Genomic DNA, 17,351 nt, shown 5'->3' on the forward strand with positions numbered 1-17,351 from the left:
TTGGGCCCGCAACTTTTTGATCGTCATACGCATTTCGCAGGTCGCATTCGCCCGAACAGGGTTTATATTCACCCTGACAGGAGACCTCATGATACGCATGTTTGCCTTTGTTTTCTTTGTGTTTATGCCGCTTGCCGCCCTGGCTGCGGACGGCAGCACACCTGATGAGGGGCCATTTATCCGCGCAGCCGGTGACAGCGACCTGAAAGATTTTCTCTGGACCCACCGCCCCATTGTCGTCTTTGCCGACACGCCGGCCGACCCTCGGTTCCAACAGCAGATCGACATGTTGCTGGAAGGCGAAGACATGATGCGCGACCGCGATGTCATCGTGCTGACCGACACCAATCCACAGGCCCGCTCGGCCGTACGGGCCAAGCTGCGGCCACGCGGGTTCCAGATGGTTTTTGTCGACAAGGACGGCGTCGTCAAACTGCGCAAACCCGCGCCCTGGAGCGTGCGCGAAATCAGCCGATCAATCGACAAGACGCCGCTGCGCGAACGCGAAATCCGCGAACGGCGCCAGGGCGGGTGACCTATGCTGCGGCGCAACGCCGCCTGCTTGCGCTTTGGCCCCGCCGGCCCTATATTGTAGATACGCAAACAAAGGGAAACCTGTGATGGACAAGCTTCGCGTACCAGATCAGCCACGTAGCCCGGTCGGCGGTGAGGAAAACCCGCTGATCTGAACCGGACATCCTTGATGTTGACCCGGTTCATTTGAAATGCCTCAACCAACCCTGAAACGTCTGCGCCCTTAGCGCATCCGCAGCCTTGCGCCCCACTTTTGGCACGGCGCTTTGCATATTGAGATACCGCACCACGCCAGCCTCGCGCCTTTCGCTGGGAAGCGTCGCGAATTCTGCCGTGGCCATACGCAACTCCATACGCTCCAAACGATCAAGCAGCTGGAAAAAGTCCATGACGGGGCGGATCTGGTCTTCGCGCAGGATTTCGATCTGCCCGACCAGTCGCCGCAAGGTGCCGAACTGATGCCCGTAATAGACGAATACGTGGTAACGGCGGTCCTTGAAGAATGCGTCCTGTGTTTCCTGGATGACGTCGGGCCAGTTGGCGCTGTCACCATGGGTCACGATCAGCTCGATCTCGGTCAGCGCGGCCTTGACGATGTCGCGGCGGCGTTCCTGTTCCTGGGTCGCAGCGCGCCATTCCGTGGTGACAAACCCCACGACCCAACCCGCAGCAACAACCGTCGCCGCAATGATGGCCCGCACCTCGGCGTCGGCCAGACCTTCGATCTGAGTCACCAGGAAAATCAGGCCCGCGGCGACGAACCCGACCGGAAACAGCGCCAGGAACGCCCGCAGAAAAACCGCCAGGACCGACACCCCGGCGAGGTAGAAATAGAGCCAGGCCAGCCCCATCAGAACCGGCACCGCCCACAGCATCCAGGTCACGGGTTCGGGCAGCATCGGGCTCTTTGCGCCAAGGACGCAAAGCGCTGCAAGCACTGCAGAACCGATGATACCCAGACCGCGCGACATCGGGCTTATTCGAACTCCAGGATCACGTCGTCAACGGCCAGGCTGTCGCCGGGGCCTGCATTGATCTTGGAAACAACGCCCTTTTTCTCGGCCCGCAAGATGTTTTCCATCTTCATGGCTTCGACGGTGCACAGCGCCTGCCCTTCCTGGACTTCTTGTCCGACCTCGACATCGACCTTCACGATCAGTCCGGGCATCGGGCACAGCAACATTTTCGACGTGTCCGGCGGCAGTTTCTCGGGCATCAACTTGGCCAGTTCCGCCTGCCTTGGCCGGCGCACATGCACCTTGATGTCGGCCCCACGGTTGCGAATACGGAATCCACCCGAGATCTTGCCCACCTTCAAAACCAGCGCGCTGCCATCGACGTCCAGAACGGCCAGTTGGTCGCCCGGCGTCCAGTCCGAGGCGACGCGCAACTCCGCGCCGTCGTCGAACACGACGGTCGCCCCTTGCTTGTCGGCCTGAACCTTGACCGCGAATTCCTGGCCCTGAAGTGCCACGTTCCAGTGAACGCCAACCCTGCGTTCGTGATTGTCCATCCGGCCCGAAACCCGCGTCCGGCGAATTTCTGCGACCCGGTGCATCGCCGCGCAAGAGGCAGCGATTCGGCGCAGATCAGCCTCGGGCAGGGTCACGCCTTCGAACCCGTCGGGGTATTCTTCGGCGATAAAGGCGGTTGTCATGTCGCCGCTGATAAACTTCGGATGGTCCATAACCGCCGACAGGAACGGCAGGTTATGCCCAATGCCTTCGACTTCGAAGCTGTCCAGCGCGACGCGCATCGCCTCGATCGCCTCATCCCGGGTCGGGGCCCAGGTACACAGTTTGGCGATCATCGGGTCATAGTACATGCTGATCTCGCCGCCCTCAAAGACACCGGTATCATTGCGCACGGCCGCTTTGCCCTGAGGCGCCTCGCCCTGCCATTTGCCATTGGTCAGCATCGGACCCGCTGCGGTTTCCTGCGGCGGGCGATACCGGGTCAGGCGGCCAATCGACGGCAGGAACCCACGATAGGGGTCTTCTGCATACAACCGGTTTTCGATGGCCCATCCGGTCAGACGCACGTCGTCCTGCGTGATCGAAAGCGGCTCGCCCGCGGCGACCCGGATCATCTGTTCGACCAGATCAACACCGGTAATCAGCTCGGTAACCGGGTGTTCGACCTGAAGACGTGTGTTCATTTCCAGGAAATAGAAGTTCTTGTCGCCATCGACGATGAATTCGACAGTGCCCGCGCTGGAATAGCCCACGGCTTTGGCCAGGGCCACGGCCTGTTCCCCCATCGCGCGCCGGGTCGCCTCGTCCAGAAATGGCGACGGCGCTTCCTCGACCACTTTCTGATTGCGCCGCTGGATCGAACATTCCCGTTCGCCCAGGTAGATGCCATTGCCGTGACCGTCGCACAGAACCTGGATTTCGATATGCCGGGGCTGGGTGACGAATTTCTCGATAAAGATCCGGTCATCACCGAATGAATTCGCCGCCTCGTTCTTGGATGACTGGAACCCTTCGCGCGCCTCTTCGTCGCTCCAGGCAATGCGCATGCCCTTGCCGCCGCCACCGGCACTTGCCTTGATCATCACCGGGTAACCGATCTGCTGGCTGATACGAACCGCCTCGTCCGCGTCCTCGATCAGACCCATATATCCCGGAACCGTGCTGACATCGGCATCCTGCGCGATTTTCTTCGACGTGATTTTGTCGCCCATCGCCTCGATCGCACCTTTGGGCGGGCCAACAAAGGCAATGCCCTCCGCCTCGAGCGCCTCGGCGAATTTGGCGTTTTCAGACAGAAACCCATAACCGGGATGCACGGCTTGTGCACCGGTTTGGCGGATGGCCTCCATGACGTTGTCGATCACGATATAGGACTGATTGGCCGGTGGCGGGCCGATATGAACCGCCTCGTCCGCCATCTCGACATGCAGGGCGTTCTTGTCCGCATCCGAATAGATGGCAACCGTTCCGATGCCCATCTTCCGGGCGGTCTTGATAACACGGCAGGCGATCTCGCCCCGGTTGGCGATCAGGATCTTGTTGAACATGCTACGTCCTTTGTCTTGAAGCTCGGGAAACGCAAAAACGCCGTCACGGGGCGGCAACCCCGAAACGGCGCTTTGCGCAATAACGACCGGGGCAAGGTGCGCCCCGAAAAATCTGGGTTAGTTACAGGTGCCCTGCGTCTTGCAGTACAAGACGTTGCCTGCCGCGCCCACAGCGGCACCGAATATCGGGTCCGCGCTGAGAACCGCCGCGCCGACCGCGCCCGCGCCACCGCCAAGCAACGCCTGTTCGCCGGTTGTATCACCGCAGGCTGCAAGGCCCGCACAGGTTGCCAGTGCAAGGAAAGCTCGTGAGAGTTGCATGTTTTCTGCCCCTTTGAGTTTTTTAACTGCTTTGGAACCAGATGCACGCAGGACGCCCCGGCGCGCAAGAAACGATGCAAACCAACCGCATTATGCGCAGGTTTTTGCTGCTTTTCGCCTATGTCCGGGGCAAAGAAAAACGCGGGCAGGACAACGTGGGGAACACATGCCTGCCCGCGGAAGGAAGGGGTACGGAATAGTAGGTGCACATGCGACGCAGGCAAAACAGAGCCGCACAGCCCAGCCACCTTGCACGGCACAATTTCGCCCGCCAACACATGATTGTTTCCATCCGGGATTCCGGCTGAATTCTGCCCATATGGCAAAAACCCGCGCAGGTTTGCGCCTAGGCACGCCCCGGAATCCGGGTTTTCGCGCAACAGTTTATGCCCAACCGGACCGGTCATGTTCACGGCTCATCCCTGAAAAGATCCGGAAAGGATTGCCGCGCCGCGGGCAGGTCGATCACCAAAAGGGCGTCATAGCTTGCCGGATCAAACGGATCTTCGGCGGGCACGACTTCGCGCCCAAAAAGCCAGCTCAGGCGCCCGGCATCCAGGTTGCCGCGTTCAAACGGCTGGTCCCCGAACTGTTTCCACAACGCCTCAAGAAACCCGACATCAGCGCGCTTGTCGGCCGGCTTTCGGTCGCGAAACCGTTCGCGCACAGTCAAAGGCGTGACCCCTTTGGGGTTTGCCCGTCGGATCGTAAACTGAAAATCGGTTCCGGGCAGACGACCGGGAAACCCGCGATGTTTCAACATGGTTTTACCTCTTGTACCGGACCTGCGGTACATGCATTCAAATTGCACCGGTCAGACCCTGCCGACCGCCGTGCCGCGAAGCGGGTTCGTGTCACCGAACCGGATCGTGCGTTACAAGGCTTGGCGGGCATGGTCAAAGCCCCTCCCAGATGCACCGGGCCTGTTCCAGGCGATAGGCTTCGAAAAACTGCGTGGTATCGGGCGCTGTGCGGCCAAATTCAATCGCGCGGTCCGACATCGATATCACGACCAGTGCGGGCTCTAACTGATGCTGGGCCACATAGGGAACCGCCAATGTCTCGCACAGATGCGCCATATCTATCGACGCGACATCATACCCGATCCGCCCGACGGCAGCCCCGATTTTCGGCGCGACGAAACGAAACCTGACCCATAATTCGCCGGGATTGTTGTCCAGCAGAACATCGCTCAGTTCCACATCCTGACCCGACGGCACCGGCAACAGGTTGCCCGCCGTCGCAAAACCGGGCGCGGAACACAGCCAAAAAGCAAAAGACAGGGCGCGACCCCGGACCCACCAGAAGCGGGCTCCTCCATCCGGGGTCGCGGGCGCGGCGATCTTTGCCTGCGCTGTTCTATGTCTATCCGGCCTGAGCATGTAACAGTTTTATGTCAATTGTCCAACCTGCGCTTTGCGAACGCCCCGGTCACCGGGGCAAGTCCGGCTTACAGCGGGATATTGTCGTGCTTCTTCCACGGGTTCTTGAGCTGCTTGTTCCGCAGGCTGGCAAAGGCCCGCGACACCCGGCGCCGGGTCGATTGCGGCATGATCACCTCGTCGATAAAGCCGCGCTCGGCTGCAACAAACGGGTTGGCGAAACGGTCTTCGTAATCCTGTGTATGCTGCGCGATCTTCTCGGCATCGCCCAGATCGGCGCGATGGATGATTTCGGTCGCGCCCTTGGCCCCCATCACCGCGATTTCCGCCGTTGGCCAGGCATAGTTGAAATCGCCCCGCAAATGCTTGGACGCCATGACGTCATAGGCCCCACCATAGGCCTTGCGCGTGATCACGGTTACCTTTGGCACCGTGGCCTCTCCGTAGGCAAACAACAGCTTTGCGCCGTGCTTGATCACGCCGCCATATTCCTGGCTGGTACCCGGCAGAAATCCCGGAACGTCGACAAAGGTCAGGATCGGGATCTCGAAACAGTCGCAGAACCGGACAAAGCGCGCGGCCTTGCGGCTGCTGTCGATATCCAGACACCCGGCCAGCACCATCGGCTGATTGGCAACAACGCCCACGGTCTGACCCTCAAGCCGGATGAACCCGGTTATGATATTCTTGGCGTAATCTTCCTGAATTTCGTAGAAATCCCCTTCATCCGCCACCTTGGTGATCAGTTCTTTCATGTCATAGGGGGTATTGGGGTTTTCAGGAACCAGCGTGTCCAGCGAGGCCTCGATCCGATCAGGCTCGTCAAAGAATGGGCGCACCGGCGGCTTTTCCTTGTTGTTCAGCGGCAAGAAATCGACCAGCCGGCGAACCTCGGCCAGCGCTTCGACGTCATTCTCAAACGCGCCGTCGGCAACAGAGGATTTGCGCGTATGGGTTGACGCACCGCCCAGTTCTTCGGCCGTGACCACTTCGTTTGTCACCGTCTTGACCACGTCCGGGCCTGTCACGAACATATAGGACGTGTCCTTGACCATGAAGATAAAGTCGGTCATCGCGGGGCTGTATACGGCGCCACCCGCGCAGGGGCCCATGATCACACTGATCTGCGGCACGACCCCAGAGGCCATGATGTTGCGCTGAAACACCTCGGCATATCCCGCCAGCGAGGCCACGCCTTCCTGAATTCGCGCACCGCCCGAGTCGTTGATCCCGATGACGGGCGCACCGTTCTGCATGGCCATATCCATGATCTTGCAAATCTTCTGCGCATGCGTTTCCGAAAGAGACCCGCCGAACACGGTGAAATCCTGGCTGAAAACATAAACCATCCGCCCGTTGATCGTACCCCACCCGGTTACGACGCCGTCACCGGCAGGCTTTTGTTTTTCCATCCCGAAATCGGTGCAGCGGTGACTGACGAACATGTCAAATTCTTCAAAGCTACCCTCGTCCACCAACAGGTCGATCCGCTCGCGCGCCGTCAGCTTGCCGCGCGCATGCTGTGCGTCGATCCGTTTTTGGCCGCCTCCCAGCCGCGCATTCTCGCGGCGGCTTTCCAGCTCGGAAAGGATGTCCTTCATCACGATAGTCCCCTGTGAAATCTGGCTGGACAATACCGGGGCACAGCGGCGGACCAAAGCCTTTTTCGGCAAATTTGCAAAACTTTGAAAACACTCCAATGATAAAGTGCAAATCAGCAAATTTCTTCACCGCCGAACAATGTGCATGGCATTTCCCGATTGCCCGCACTAAGAGTGAACCATGCAGTTCAGTTCACCTACTATCAGTCGCACACCGCCGACGCTTGCAACACTCGTCCTGTTGTCAGGGCTATCCGCGCTGAGCATGAACCTGTTCCTGCCCAGCCTGCCCTTCATGGCGCTCTATTTCGAGGCCGACTACAAGCTAATGCAATTGTCCATCGCGCTCTATCTGATGGTCAATGCCGTCCTGCAAATTCTGATCGGACCCATCGCCGACAAAGCCGGGCGCAGGCCCGTGCTGTTGTGGGGGCTCGGGCTGTTCCTGCTGGCAACACTAGGCTGCATCTATGCGCCCAGCGTCCAGGCGTTTCTGGTCTTTCGCATGTGCCAGGCCGTCGTGGTCGTCGGCATGGTTCTCAGCCGGGCTGCTGTCAGGGACATGTACGACCAGGACCAGGCCGCGTCGATGATCGGTTATGTCACGATGGGCATGGCCGTGGTCCCGATGATCGGCCCGGCCATTGGCGGATTGCTCGAAGAGGCCTTTGGGTGGAAGGCCAATTTCTGGCTGCCCTTCGGATTGGCCGCCTTTGCCTTTGCACTCACCTATCTTGATTTCGGGGAAACATCGGCCAAAAGCGGCAAGACCCTGATGCAACAATTCCGCGAATACCCCGAGCTGCTTACCTCACCGCGGTTTTGGGGATACGCTCTGTCGTCGGCCCTGTCGTCGGGGGCGTTTTTTGCCTATCTCGGCGGCGCCCCCTTTATCGGAACCGAGGTTTTTGGGCTGTCCGCAGCCGAGGTCGGCATCTATTTCGGCGCACCTGCGGTCGGGTATTTCTTTGGCAACTTCATCAGCGGGCGCTATTCGGTCCGGTTCGGCGTCAACCGGATGGTGCTGTGGGGGTGCTGGCTGAACGCAATTGGCATCGGGCTTTCGGCAATCTTGTTTCTTGCCGGATTGGGCACCGAGTTCATCTTTTTCGGCTTCATGACATTCGTTGGCCTGGGCAACGGCATGTCGATACCAAACGCCACGGCGGGGTCGCTGTCGGTACGCCCACACCTGGCGGCCACGGCCTCTGGGCTGAGCGGTGCGATCATGCTGGGCGGCGGCGCTGCCCTGAGCGCGCTTGCAGGCGCTCTTTTGACCCGCGAAACCGGCGCGATGCCCTTGCTTTGGTTGATGCTGACAACAGCGGTCCTTGCGATTTTCGCCATAAGCGGCGTGATCCGGCGGGAACGTCGGCTCGGCCTATAGGCCGCCTTGCGCAACGCGATTTGCAAAGTTAGCCTACCGCAACAGGAAAGCTGCAAAGAATCGCGATGCCAACCCAGAAACTCTATGCCGGTGCGAAACTGCGCGAAATGCGCACCCGTCTGTCGCTGACGCAAAAGGATTTCGCAACAAAACTCGGCGTTTCGCTTCCGTACCTCAACCAGATGGAAAACAACAACCGTCCCATATCAACGACGGTTGTGCTGGCATTGGCGCAGGAATTCGGGATGGATGTCACCGAGCTCAGCACCGGTGACAGCGAGCGATTGATATCAGACATGCGCGAGGCGTTGGCCGACCCGGTATTCGCCGACGCAACCCCGCCGCTGGCTGATCTGCGGCTCACCGCATCAAACGCACCGGCGCTGGCACGGGCCTTTATCGAACTACACAAGGCCTATCGCCAAACCCATGAACGCCTGGCTTCGCTTGACGAGGCGCTCGGGCGCGAAGATGCCCGCATTCAGGCCAGCCCCTGGGAAGAGGTGCGCGATTTTTTCCACTATTGCGACAACTATATCGACGCGGTCGACCGCGCCGCAGAACGGTTTGCCGCACGCGCCGAAGGCCCCGGAGGCATCCGCCAGGCCGCACTCAACAGCCTGTCCGAGCGGGGGGTAAACGTCACCTTTGCCGACGTCGAAACGATGCGCAGTTTCGACGCATCGGGGCGCATGTTGCAGCTTTCGTCACGCGCCGCACCGCAAACACAGGTTTTTCAGATGTTGCTGCAGGTTGCCCTGATCAGTCAGGACAAACTGCTAGAGGCAACCCTGGACTTTGCCAGGTTCCAAAGTGACGAGGCCCGCGCAATCGCCAAGATCGGCCTCGCAAACTATTTTGCCGGGGCATCGCTCATGCCCTATTCCGCGTTCCTGGCCGCGGCACAGGACGCCCGCCACGACCTCGAAGTGCTCAGCAACCGGTTCGGGGCCTCGGTCGAACAGGTCGCGCATCGCCTCTCGACCCTGCAACGCCCCGGCGCCAAGGGTGTTCCCTTTTTCTTCGTGCGGGTCGACCAGGCCGGCACAATTACCAAACGCCACTCGGCCACGCGGCTGCAATTCGCCCGGTTCGGCGGGGCCTGCCCCTTGTGGAACGTCCACCGGGCCTTTGAAACGCCCGGGCATTTCCTGCGGCAACTGGCCGAGACCCCCGACGGGGTGCGCTATATCTCTCTGGCGCGCGACATATCGAAATCCGGCGGCTCGTTCGGCGCGCCGGTGCGCCGCTATGCCATCGCCTTGGGGTGCGAGATCCGTCACGCCGATGCACTGATCTATGCCGACAATCTCGACATAAACAACGCCAGCGCCTACGAACCGATCGGCATTTCCTGCCGGATATGCGAGCGCCAAAACTGCCACCAACGCTCGGTCCCGCCGCTCGAGCGTCGATTGACCATCGACGCGCATAAACGCGGCACGCTTCCCTACGAAGTCACCTGATCTTCACCTGGCCCGCAAATATCCCGGGGGAGTCGCGGCTGGCCGCGACGGGGGCAGAGCCCCCGCTTGTCATTGTCAGGCCCTGGACAGAATCGCCCAGATTTCATCCTTGAGCACGGCGCGTTTCTTGCGCATCTCGCCCTCGGCCAATTCTTCCATCGGTTCAACATTGGTTTCCGCACGGTGTACGATGCGGTTGATGTCGTGATACTCGTCCGCAAGCCGGGCAAAGTGAGCATCGGTTTGCTTGAGCTGGCTCATCAATTCCACCTTGTCCGGGAATTCTTCGGCCAGCTCGTGCGGGGTATGGGACATTCCTGTTCGCTCCTTATTGGTGAATGCACCCCAACCATACCTGCCCGGCCCCAAGACCGCCTTGACCACGATCAAAATCAGACAGGATCATCGCGATTTCACCGCTGCGCAGTCGCCCAATCCGGATGTATCCAGGGGCGATCATTCGCCGGTGGCAATTCGCCCCGGTCCAACAGCAGGTCGGACACTTTTTCCCCAACCATGATCGACGGGGCGTTCAAGTTGCCGTTTGTTATCTGCGGAAAGATCGAGCTGTCGGCGACCCGCAACCCGTCCACACCAATCACCCGGGCCTTGGGGTCCACGACAGCGGCAGGATCGTCCGCACGCCCCATTCGGCAGGTCCCACAGGGGTGAAATGCACTTTCGGCGTGCTCGGCGATGAACGCGTCCAGCTCGGAATCCGATTGCACCTCCGCACCCGGTTGAATTTCGGCACCGGCAAACGGGGCAAAAGCATCCTGCCCGAAAATCTCGCGGGTCAGGCGAATACAAGTGCGAAAATCCGCCCAGTCCTCATCATGGCTCATATAATTGAACCGGATGACCGGCGCCTCGGCGGCATCCGCTGATCGCAGGGTCACCGACCCGCGCGACGGCGACCGCATCGGTCCGACATGGGCCTGGAACCCGTGGCCTTCGGCTGCGACCTTGCCATCATAGCGTACCGCGATGGGCAGGAAATGGTATTGAATATCGGGATATTCGACACCCGCCTTTGACCGGATGAAGGCCGCGCTTTCAAACTGGTTGGACGCGCCAAGACCGGTCTTGGTAAACAGCCATTGCGCCCCGATCAGCCCCTTGCTGACCAGGTTCCAGTGTTTATAGAGCGTGATCGGCTGCAGCGATGCCTGCTGAATGTAAAGTTCAAGATGGTCCTGGAGGTTGGCACCGACGCCGGGCCGGTCGGCGACCACCTTGACGCCGTGCTCGGCCAGATGCGCGGCAGGTCCGATGCCGGACAGCATCAGCAGCTTTGGCGAATTGATCGAAGACGCGGCAAGGACCACTTCCCGCCGGGCACGGACAATCTGACGCTGGCCGCCCCGGATCACCTCGACACCGGTGGCCCGGCCATCTTCGATCACCACGCGCGCGGCCAGTCCGCGGATGATTTCACAGTTTTGCCGCTTTAGCGCGGGCTTGAGATAGGCATTGGCCGCGGACCAGCGCCTGCCCTTCCAGACGGTCTGTTCCATGGGGCCAAAACCTTCTTGCTTTTGGCCATTGTAATCATCGGTCACCTGGTAACCTGCCTGGCGACCTGCATCGACAAAGGCCTGGAACAGGGGGTTGGCGCGGGGGCCGCGCGACACATGGAGCGGCCCATCCGTGCCGCGCCAGGCCGGATCGCCACCATGGCCGCCGTCATGCCAAGTCTCCATGCGTTTGAAATAGGGCAGCACGTCGGCATAGGCCCAGCCGTCGGCGCCCATCTCGGCCCATGTATCGAAATCACGCGCGTGGCCCCGGACATAGACCATGCCGTTGATCGACGAAGACCCGCCGATCACCTTGCCCCGCGGACAGGCCAGACGACGGTTATTCAGGTGCGGTTCGGGTTCGGACGAATACCCCCAGTCATAGCGGGACATGTTCATCGGATAGCTGAGCGCCGCCGGCATCTGGATGAACGGCCCGGCATCCGTACCGCCATGTTCCACCACCAGAACCGAGGCGCCTGCCTCGCTTAGCCGGTAGGCCATCGCACAACCGGCGGACCCTGCGCCGACGATGACAAAATCTGCTTCCATGGTTACGACCCCCTGGCCCGCCGGGCGTGCAAGAACAGCCTTCGGCGAGAGTATTTTTGAAAAGATGAAACGGTCATTCCCCGCGCGGGTAGCGTTGGCTTTCCTCGACCGTGTTCAGGTCCATATGGTTGCGCATGTAACGCTCTGATGCTTTTTGCAGGGGCTGGTAGTCCCAGGGGTAATACCCGCCCTGCCTCAGCGCCTCGTATACGACCCATCGGCGGGCCTGGCTGGCGCGGATATCCGCATCCAGATCATCCAGGTTCCAAAACGCCTGGGACTTGGCTCGCAAGGTTTGCAGCGTGCCCGCGTGTTCGGGCCTTTCGGCGAGATTGTGCAGCTCTTGCGGATCGGTTTCCAGGTTGAACAGCTGATCGGGGTCCAGGGCGCAGCGGGTGTATTTCCACTTGCCATACCGCAAGGAAACGAGCGGCGCATAAGATGCCTCGGCGGCGTATTCCATCCTGACAGGCGCCGAGCGTTCCCCGCCCCCGGCAAGCGGCACCAGGTCTTCGCCGTCGGTCCAGGGGGCGATCTCGGCCATGTCGACACCTGCAAGAGCCCCAAGCGTGGGGGTCACGTCGATTGTCGAGACCGGCGCGTCGATGCGCGTCGCGGGCAAGTTGGGGGCGCTGATCATGAGGGGCACACGCGCCGAGCCCTCGAAGAAGTTCATCTTGAACCACAGCCCCCGCTCGCCAAGCATGTCGCCGTGATCGGAAACGAAGAGGATGATCGCCTCTTGCCGGGTGGTTTCCAGGACCTCCAATATCTCGCCGATCTTGTCGTCCAGGTACGAGATGTTGGCAAAATAGGCCCGGCGGGACTTGCGGATATCTTCCTCGGTTATGTCGAAGCTGCGCCAGTCATTGGCATCGAATATGCGCTTGGAATGCGGGTCCTGGTTTTCGTATCCGAGGTCGGGGACCTCGGGCAGCAGATGTTCGCAATCCTCGTAGAGGTCCCAGTATTTTCGGCGCGCCACGTAGGGGTCGTGCGGGTGTGTGAAGCTGACGGTCAGGCACCATGGGCGATCGTCCTTGCCCCGGGCCAGATCGTACAGCTTGGCCTTGGCGTTATAGGCGACCTCGTCGTCGTATTCCATCTGGTTGGAGATTTCGGCTACGCCGGCGCCGGTGACCGACCCCATGTTGTGGTACCACCAATCGATCCGCTCGCCGGGCTTTCGGTAATCGGGTGTCCAGCCAAAGTCGGCTGGATAGATGTCGGTGGTCAGGCGGTCTTCGAACCCGTGCATCTGGTCGGGGCCGACAAAATGCATCTTGCCCGACAGGCAGGTGTAATACCCGGCCCGGCGCAGATGGTGGGCATAGGTGGGGATATCACTGCGGAATTCGGCCGCGTTGTCATAGACACCTGTCCGTGACGGTAACTGACCCGACATAAAGCTTGCCCGGCCCGGCGCGCAAAGCGGCGAGGCCGTATAAGCGTTTGCAAATCGGGTGGACCGGTCGGCCAGCTTCCTGAGGTTTGGCGTATGGAGCCAGTCTACGGGACCGTCAGGGAAAAGGGTTCCGTTCAACTGATCCACCATCAGGATCAGAACATTCGGTTTTGTCATTTCTCAGCCTCGAGCAAGGTATCGAGAACGCGCAGCGCATGGCTGACGGCCAGCTGCGGCTCTTCCGGGGCGCTCAGTGCGGCGCGGATATACAGCCCGTCGATCAGCGCAATCATGTTCTCGGCCGCTTCGGTCGGGTCACTCAGGTGGGGACGCAGGGCGTCGACCAGGTTCGACCGGATCCGCGCCTGGTATATCTGCCACAACCGCAGCGCGTCATTGTTGGTTTGGGCCAAGACGTAGAACGTCATCCAGGCGGCAATGACATCCGGTGTAAAGCAAGAGGGTGCGAAACAGGCCCGGATAATGGCCTGCGCCCTTTCATGGGGGCTGGCGCCTTTCAGCTCGGCCCGGGCCTCGGCCCCGAAATCGGACAGGATACGGCGCATTGCGGCCAGGAAAATCTGGTCTTTGCCCCCGAAATAGTGATGTGCCAGCGCGCTGGACATACCTGCCCGTTTGGCGATCTGGCTGACCGTCACGTCCAGGGATTTTTTCGAACCCAGTTCGGCAATCGTTGCCCTTACAATTGCGTCACGCCGGATCGGTTCCATTCCGAGTTTCGGCATCTCTGCTCCCACAGCACAAGTATCCCGAAGACGCTACGGAGATTTTATTGACTCGTCAATCAATAACAGAGAGCCGTCCTACAGCTTGGGCGCGATGCTGGGCGGGGTCAGTTGCCGTCGGTTCAGGACCGCTTCGCGCCAGGTGATAAAGCTGACCGCGGCCAGGATCAGTGTCCCCCCGAAGACAACCCAGATGTCTATCCCCTCGTGAAACACGGTTGCGCCCAGCAGGGTGGCCCAGATCAGTTGAAGAAAGGTAACCGGCTGCGTCACCGCAACCGGCGCCGCCTGAAGCGCCAGTGTCATGAAATAGTGGCCTGTGGTGGCGAAACAGGCCACCGCAAACAAGACGCAGATGTCCCTGAACGTGGGCGGGGACCACACGGCCACCGCAAATGGGATCAGGGCCAGGGTGGTCCAGATGGACAGATGCGCCACCACGACCGAGGGCCTGACATCCTGAACCATGGCCTTGGCCAGCAAGTACGAACCGCCCAGCATCAACGAGGTCCCCAGCATTGCCAAATGTCCGGGCGACACCTCGCGGAAACCGGGCCTGAGGATGATTGCGGTGCCGATCAGTGCGACCAGGACCGCGGCGATCCTGCGCAAGGCCAGCTTTTCACCCAGAAACAGCGCGGCCCCCAACGTCACGTAGACCGGTGTCAGGTAATTCATCGCCGTGACTTCGGCCAGCGGTATCTGGGTCATCGCAAAGAACCACAACATGACCCCGATTGCGTGTATAACGCCGCGCAGACCAAAAAGGGCCACGTGCCGCCGTGTCAGATGCGCGGTCAGGATCGCGCGCATGGCGGGCAGCAAAAAGACCAGGCCCAGCGCATATCGCAGGAACGCGGCCTGAATCGGGTCCATGGATGTGCCCAGGGACTTGACCAATGCTGTCATGGCAACAAAGGACAACCCGGCGGCAAACATCCAGAACATCCCGGCAAACGGGCGCGTTTGGGCGGCGAGTGTAGTCATGGATTGGTTTGAACACACAAAAGATGCGGGGGACAACCCTTCACATGACAACTAGTTTTGCCGCGATGCCCAACATGACGACCCCGATCACGATATCCAAAATCTGCCACGCTTTTCGGCGCGCAAAAATCGGCGAAAGCACCGCCGCCCCGTAGCCCAGGGAAAAGAAGAAAACAAAGCTGGACAGGATAGCGCCCAGCGCGAAACCCAACCGGTCGTCATATTGCGCCGAGATCGATCCGATCAGAACCACGGTGTCCAGATAGACATGCGGGTTCAGCCAGGTAAAGGCCAGCACGGTCAGCAGCGCCGTGCGCAGGCTGCTGCGCGGCCCCCGGTCGACCGACATCGCATCGCCGCCCTGCCAGGCCGACCGGAAACTGCGCAAGGCATACCAGACCAGAAATGCTGAGCCACCGTATCGCATGACCGGTTCGAACCATGGGGCCGCCTGTGCAAGGGACCCGAAACCGGCCACCCCCACTACGATCAGGATGGCGTCGGATACCGCACATGTCATGCACAGCGCAAAGACATGTTCGCGCCGCAGCCCCTGGCGCAGCACAAAGGCGTTCTGCGCCCCGATGGCGAGGATCAGGCTGAAGCCAAGCGCAAAACCGGCAAAGGCGGATGAAGACATGGGAACTCCTTCGAATTGCCTGATTGACTAGCCTGCGGGCGAACCTTTATCAAATTAAACAGTCTGTACCGGATTAAGCACTTCTAATGTCATTGGACCCTCATCACCTGAACGCCCTGTCCGCCATTTTGCGGCATGGCAGTTTCGAGGCTGCCGCTGATGAGCTGTCTGTAACCCCATCGGCGATTTCGCAACGGATCAAGGCGCTTGAGGATCGGGTCGGGGTCGCGCTTGTGCAACGCGGCGCGCCCTGCACGGGGACACCGGCCGGTCTGCGGATTGCCCGGCATGCCGAAGATGTCGGTCTTCTTGAGGCACAGCTTGGGCGGGATTTGACGCTTGGCCAACCCGCAGGGCCCGCGCGGGTCAAGATCGCCGTCCCTGCCGATGTCCTGGCAACCTGGTTCGTGGACGCCATGGCGCGGGTCGACAGCTTGCTGTTCGAACTGGTGATCGACGATCAGGACCATTCGGCGAACTGGCTAAAACGGGGCGAGGTCAGCGCGGCCGTGACAGTCGGCGGGCAGGCCATCCCCGGCTGCGATGCAATACCGCTGGGCGCCATGCGCTATTTGGCGGTGGCCAGCCCCGATTTCATTCAGCGTTGGTTTCCAGGCGGCGTTACCTCGGCCGCATTGGCCAAGGCCCCCTGTTTGACGTTCAACAACAAGGACAACCTGCAAAAGCTTTGGATCAGCACGCAGACCGACCGCAGGCTATCGCCGCCATCGCATTTCATTCCGTCCACCCACGGGTTTATCTTTGCCGCATCCGCGGGCCTGGGCTGGGGCATGAACCCGGAAACGCTGGCCGCACCGGCAATCCAAGACGGAAGGCTGCGCGAGATACGCGCAAACACGCAGCTTGATGTTGCCTTGACCTGGCAGGTCGGGCGCGTGCTGTCCCCGGCATTGCGCCCCCTGACCCAGGCCGTCAGGCAAGCCGCCAAACAGGGCTTGATCCAGGGTTGATCCAGCCGGATAACAGGGGAAACACCCGGAGTGATGCTATGTTTTCCCGCGATACGCTCAACTATGACCCGATCCCCCTGCCCGACCGCAGCGACCTGACCGATACACAGATGGTCAACGCCGCGTCGGGGTTTCTTGACCTGATGCGCCGCAGACATTCGGTGCGCGACTATTGCGACCGCCCGGTGCCCCGCGAGGTGATCGAAACCTGTATCCGCACGGCTGGCACTGCGCCCTCGGGCGCCAACCATCAGCCCTGGCACTTTGCCGCGATTTCAAATCCAGGGCTCAAGCAGCGGATACGGGCCGAAGCGGAAGAAGAAGAGAAAAAGTTCTATGAAGGCGGCGCGGGTGACGAGTGGATCAAGGCGCTGGAACCCATCGGGACCAACGCGGTCAAGGAACACCTGACCATCGCCCCCTGGCTGATCGTGGTCTTCGCCCAGCGCTGGGGCCAGTTCGAAGACGGCACGCGCTACAAGAACTATTATGTGCCCGAAAGCGTGAATATCGCGACCGGTTTTCTGCTGGCCGCCCTGCACAATGCCGGGCTGTGCACTCTGACGCACACGCCGAACCCGATGCGGTTTCTGAACACGGCGCTTGATCGGCCGGCCTCGGAAAAGCCGACCATGATCATCGCGGTCGGGCATCCAGCCAAAAACGCCACCGTGCCGTCCGTCGCCAAGCTGAAAAAACCGTTGGAAGAGATCTCGTCGTTTTTCTGAAACGCCAACAGGCAGACGGGCTGGCCACCTTCGACCAGAAAAGCGACCGGGATGGCAGACAAAAAAGCCCGGCCGCGTTGGCCGGGCTT

At 60.6% G+C, this 17,351-nt stretch carries 17 protein-coding genes; 5 read left to right on the forward strand and 12 right to left on the reverse strand.

Going from position 1 to position 17,351, the window contains the following annotated elements:
- Positions 1-88 precede the first annotated feature (88 nt).
- Positions 89-535 carry a DUF4174 domain-containing protein gene (locus ACXAG8_RS06600; RefSeq protein WP_475222989.1) on the forward strand — a complete coding sequence of 149 codons (447 nt, stop codon included), beginning with the start codon at positions 89-91 and terminating at the stop codon, positions 533-535.
- 181 nt (positions 536-716) lie between these two features.
- Here the strand turns inward: ACXAG8_RS06600 and ACXAG8_RS06605 are convergent, their stop codons facing one another.
- From ACXAG8_RS06605 to ACXAG8_RS06630, 6 genes are all read right to left on the reverse strand, one after another.
- Entirely contained in the window at positions 717-1,433 is a 717-nt protein-coding gene (locus ACXAG8_RS06605) for a hypothetical protein (RefSeq protein WP_475222990.1), read from the reverse strand.
- A 77-nt stretch (positions 1,434-1,510) separates the two neighbouring features.
- Positions 1,511-3,556: an acetyl-CoA carboxylase biotin carboxylase subunit gene (locus ACXAG8_RS06610; protein ID WP_475222992.1), complete on the reverse strand. Its 2,046-nt coding sequence runs from the start codon at positions 3,554-3,556 to the stop codon at positions 1,511-1,513.
- Between the two features lie 117 nt (positions 3,557-3,673).
- Positions 3,674-3,877, reverse strand: a complete 204-nt coding sequence (locus ACXAG8_RS06615; RefSeq protein WP_475222993.1) for a hypothetical protein — start codon at positions 3,875-3,877, stop codon at positions 3,674-3,676.
- A 409-nt stretch (positions 3,878-4,286) separates the two neighbouring features.
- On the reverse strand, positions 4,287-4,640 hold the full coding sequence (locus ACXAG8_RS06620) for a hypothetical protein (RefSeq protein WP_475222994.1): 354 nt from the start codon (positions 4,638-4,640) through the stop codon (positions 4,287-4,289).
- A 133-nt stretch (positions 4,641-4,773) separates the two neighbouring features.
- Positions 4,774-5,097 carry a DUF6497 family protein gene (locus ACXAG8_RS06625; protein WP_475223121.1) on the reverse strand — a complete coding sequence of 108 codons (324 nt, stop codon included), beginning with the start codon at positions 5,095-5,097 and terminating at the stop codon, positions 4,774-4,776.
- 230 nt (positions 5,098-5,327) lie between these two features.
- A complete protein-coding gene (locus ACXAG8_RS06630) occupies positions 5,328-6,860 on the reverse strand; it encodes an acyl-CoA carboxylase subunit beta (protein WP_475222995.1) in 1,533 nt (510 codons plus the stop codon).
- Positions 6,861-7,041: 181 nt separating this feature from the next.
- Between ACXAG8_RS06630 and ACXAG8_RS06635 the strand changes: the two genes are divergently transcribed.
- Complete coding sequence (locus ACXAG8_RS06635) at positions 7,042-8,247, forward strand: multidrug effflux MFS transporter (RefSeq protein ID WP_475222996.1); 1,206 nt, start codon at positions 7,042-7,044, stop codon at positions 8,245-8,247.
- A gap of 65 nt (positions 8,248-8,312) precedes the next feature.
- A complete protein-coding gene (locus ACXAG8_RS06640) occupies positions 8,313-9,713 on the forward strand; it encodes a helix-turn-helix domain-containing protein (protein WP_475222997.1) in 1,401 nt (466 codons plus the stop codon).
- 75 nt (positions 9,714-9,788) lie between these two features.
- Here ACXAG8_RS06640 and ACXAG8_RS06645 read toward each other — a convergent pair whose 3' ends face one another.
- From ACXAG8_RS06645 to ACXAG8_RS06670, 6 genes are all read right to left on the reverse strand, one after another.
- A complete protein-coding gene (locus ACXAG8_RS06645) occupies positions 9,789-10,028 on the reverse strand; it encodes an HP1242/YdcH family protein (protein WP_475222998.1) in 240 nt (79 codons plus the stop codon).
- 98 nt (positions 10,029-10,126) lie between these two features.
- The gene (gene betA, locus ACXAG8_RS06650; protein WP_475222999.1) at positions 10,127-11,785 is read right to left on the reverse strand and encodes a choline dehydrogenase; all 1,659 of its coding nucleotides are present in this window, start codon (positions 11,783-11,785) and stop codon (positions 10,127-10,129) included.
- A 73-nt stretch (positions 11,786-11,858) separates the two neighbouring features.
- Positions 11,859-13,367, reverse strand: a complete 1,509-nt coding sequence (betC, locus tag ACXAG8_RS06655) for a choline-sulfatase (RefSeq protein WP_475223000.1) — start codon at positions 13,365-13,367, stop codon at positions 11,859-11,861.
- Positions 13,364-13,936, reverse strand: a complete 573-nt coding sequence (gene betI / locus ACXAG8_RS06660; protein ID WP_475223001.1) for a choline-binding transcriptional repressor BetI — start codon at positions 13,934-13,936, stop codon at positions 13,364-13,366. Before betI ends, betC begins: the two co-directional genes overlap by 4 nt.
- Positions 13,937-14,014: 78 nt before the next feature.
- Positions 14,015-14,923, reverse strand: a complete 909-nt coding sequence (locus tag ACXAG8_RS06665) for a DMT family transporter (RefSeq protein WP_475223002.1) — start codon at positions 14,921-14,923, stop codon at positions 14,015-14,017.
- 40 nt (positions 14,924-14,963) lie between these two features.
- Positions 14,964-15,563 carry a LysE/ArgO family amino acid transporter gene (locus ACXAG8_RS06670; protein WP_475223003.1) on the reverse strand — a complete coding sequence of 200 codons (600 nt, stop codon included), beginning with the start codon at positions 15,561-15,563 and terminating at the stop codon, positions 14,964-14,966.
- A gap of 86 nt (positions 15,564-15,649) precedes the next feature.
- On the opposite strand from ACXAG8_RS06670, the gene ACXAG8_RS06675 reads away from it, so the two are divergent.
- Positions 15,650-16,534, forward strand: a complete 885-nt coding sequence (locus tag ACXAG8_RS06675; protein ID WP_475223004.1) for a LysR family transcriptional regulator ArgP — start codon at positions 15,650-15,652, stop codon at positions 16,532-16,534.
- 38 nt (positions 16,535-16,572) lie between these two features.
- Complete coding sequence (locus ACXAG8_RS06680) at positions 16,573-17,262, forward strand: nitroreductase family protein (RefSeq protein ID WP_475223005.1); 690 nt, start codon at positions 16,573-16,575, stop codon at positions 17,260-17,262.
- Positions 17,263-17,351: the final 89 nt, after the last annotated feature.

The organism is Ruegeria sp. ABD4_443 (assembly GCF_056160865.1).

Coding starts and splice junctions, on each gene's coding strand:
- ACXAG8_RS06600 (WP_475222989.1), top strand. CDS start 89: ATGATACGCATGTTTGCCTTTGTTTTCTTTGTGTTTATGCCGCTTGCC.
- ACXAG8_RS06605 (WP_475222990.1), bottom strand. CDS start 1,433: ATGCTGCCCGAACCCGTGACCTGGATGCTGTGGGCGGTGCCGGTTCTG.
- ACXAG8_RS06610 (WP_475222992.1), bottom strand. CDS start 3,556: ATGTTCAACAAGATCCTGATCGCCAACCGGGGCGAGATCGCCTGCCGT.
- ACXAG8_RS06615 (WP_475222993.1), bottom strand. CDS start 3,877: ATGCAACTCTCACGAGCTTTCCTTGCACTGGCAACCTGTGCGGGCCTT.
- ACXAG8_RS06620 (WP_475222994.1), bottom strand. CDS start 4,640: ATGTTGAAACATCGCGGGTTTCCCGGTCGTCTGCCCGGAACCGATTTT.
- ACXAG8_RS06630 (WP_475222995.1), bottom strand. CDS start 6,860: ATGAAGGACATCCTTTCCGAGCTGGAAAGCCGCCGCGAGAATGCGCGG.
- ACXAG8_RS06635 (WP_475222996.1), top strand. CDS start 7,042: ATGCAGTTCAGTTCACCTACTATCAGTCGCACACCGCCGACGCTTGCA.
- ACXAG8_RS06640 (WP_475222997.1), top strand. CDS start 8,313: ATGCCAACCCAGAAACTCTATGCCGGTGCGAAACTGCGCGAAATGCGC.
- ACXAG8_RS06645 (WP_475222998.1), bottom strand. CDS start 10,028: ATGTCCCATACCCCGCACGAGCTGGCCGAAGAATTCCCGGACAAGGTG.
- betA (WP_475222999.1), bottom strand. CDS start 11,785: ATGGAAGCAGATTTTGTCATCGTCGGCGCAGGGTCCGCCGGTTGTGCG.
- betC (WP_475223000.1), bottom strand. CDS start 13,367: ATGACAAAACCGAATGTTCTGATCCTGATGGTGGATCAGTTGAACGGA.
- betI (WP_475223001.1), bottom strand. CDS start 13,936: ATGCCGAAACTCGGAATGGAACCGATCCGGCGTGACGCAATTGTAAGG.
- ACXAG8_RS06665 (WP_475223002.1), bottom strand. CDS start 14,923: ATGACTACACTCGCCGCCCAAACGCGCCCGTTTGCCGGGATGTTCTGG.
- ACXAG8_RS06670 (WP_475223003.1), bottom strand. CDS start 15,563: ATGTCTTCATCCGCCTTTGCCGGTTTTGCGCTTGGCTTCAGCCTGATC.
- ACXAG8_RS06675 (WP_475223004.1), top strand. CDS start 15,650: ATGTCATTGGACCCTCATCACCTGAACGCCCTGTCCGCCATTTTGCGG.
- ACXAG8_RS06680 (WP_475223005.1), top strand. CDS start 16,573: ATGTTTTCCCGCGATACGCTCAACTATGACCCGATCCCCCTGCCCGAC.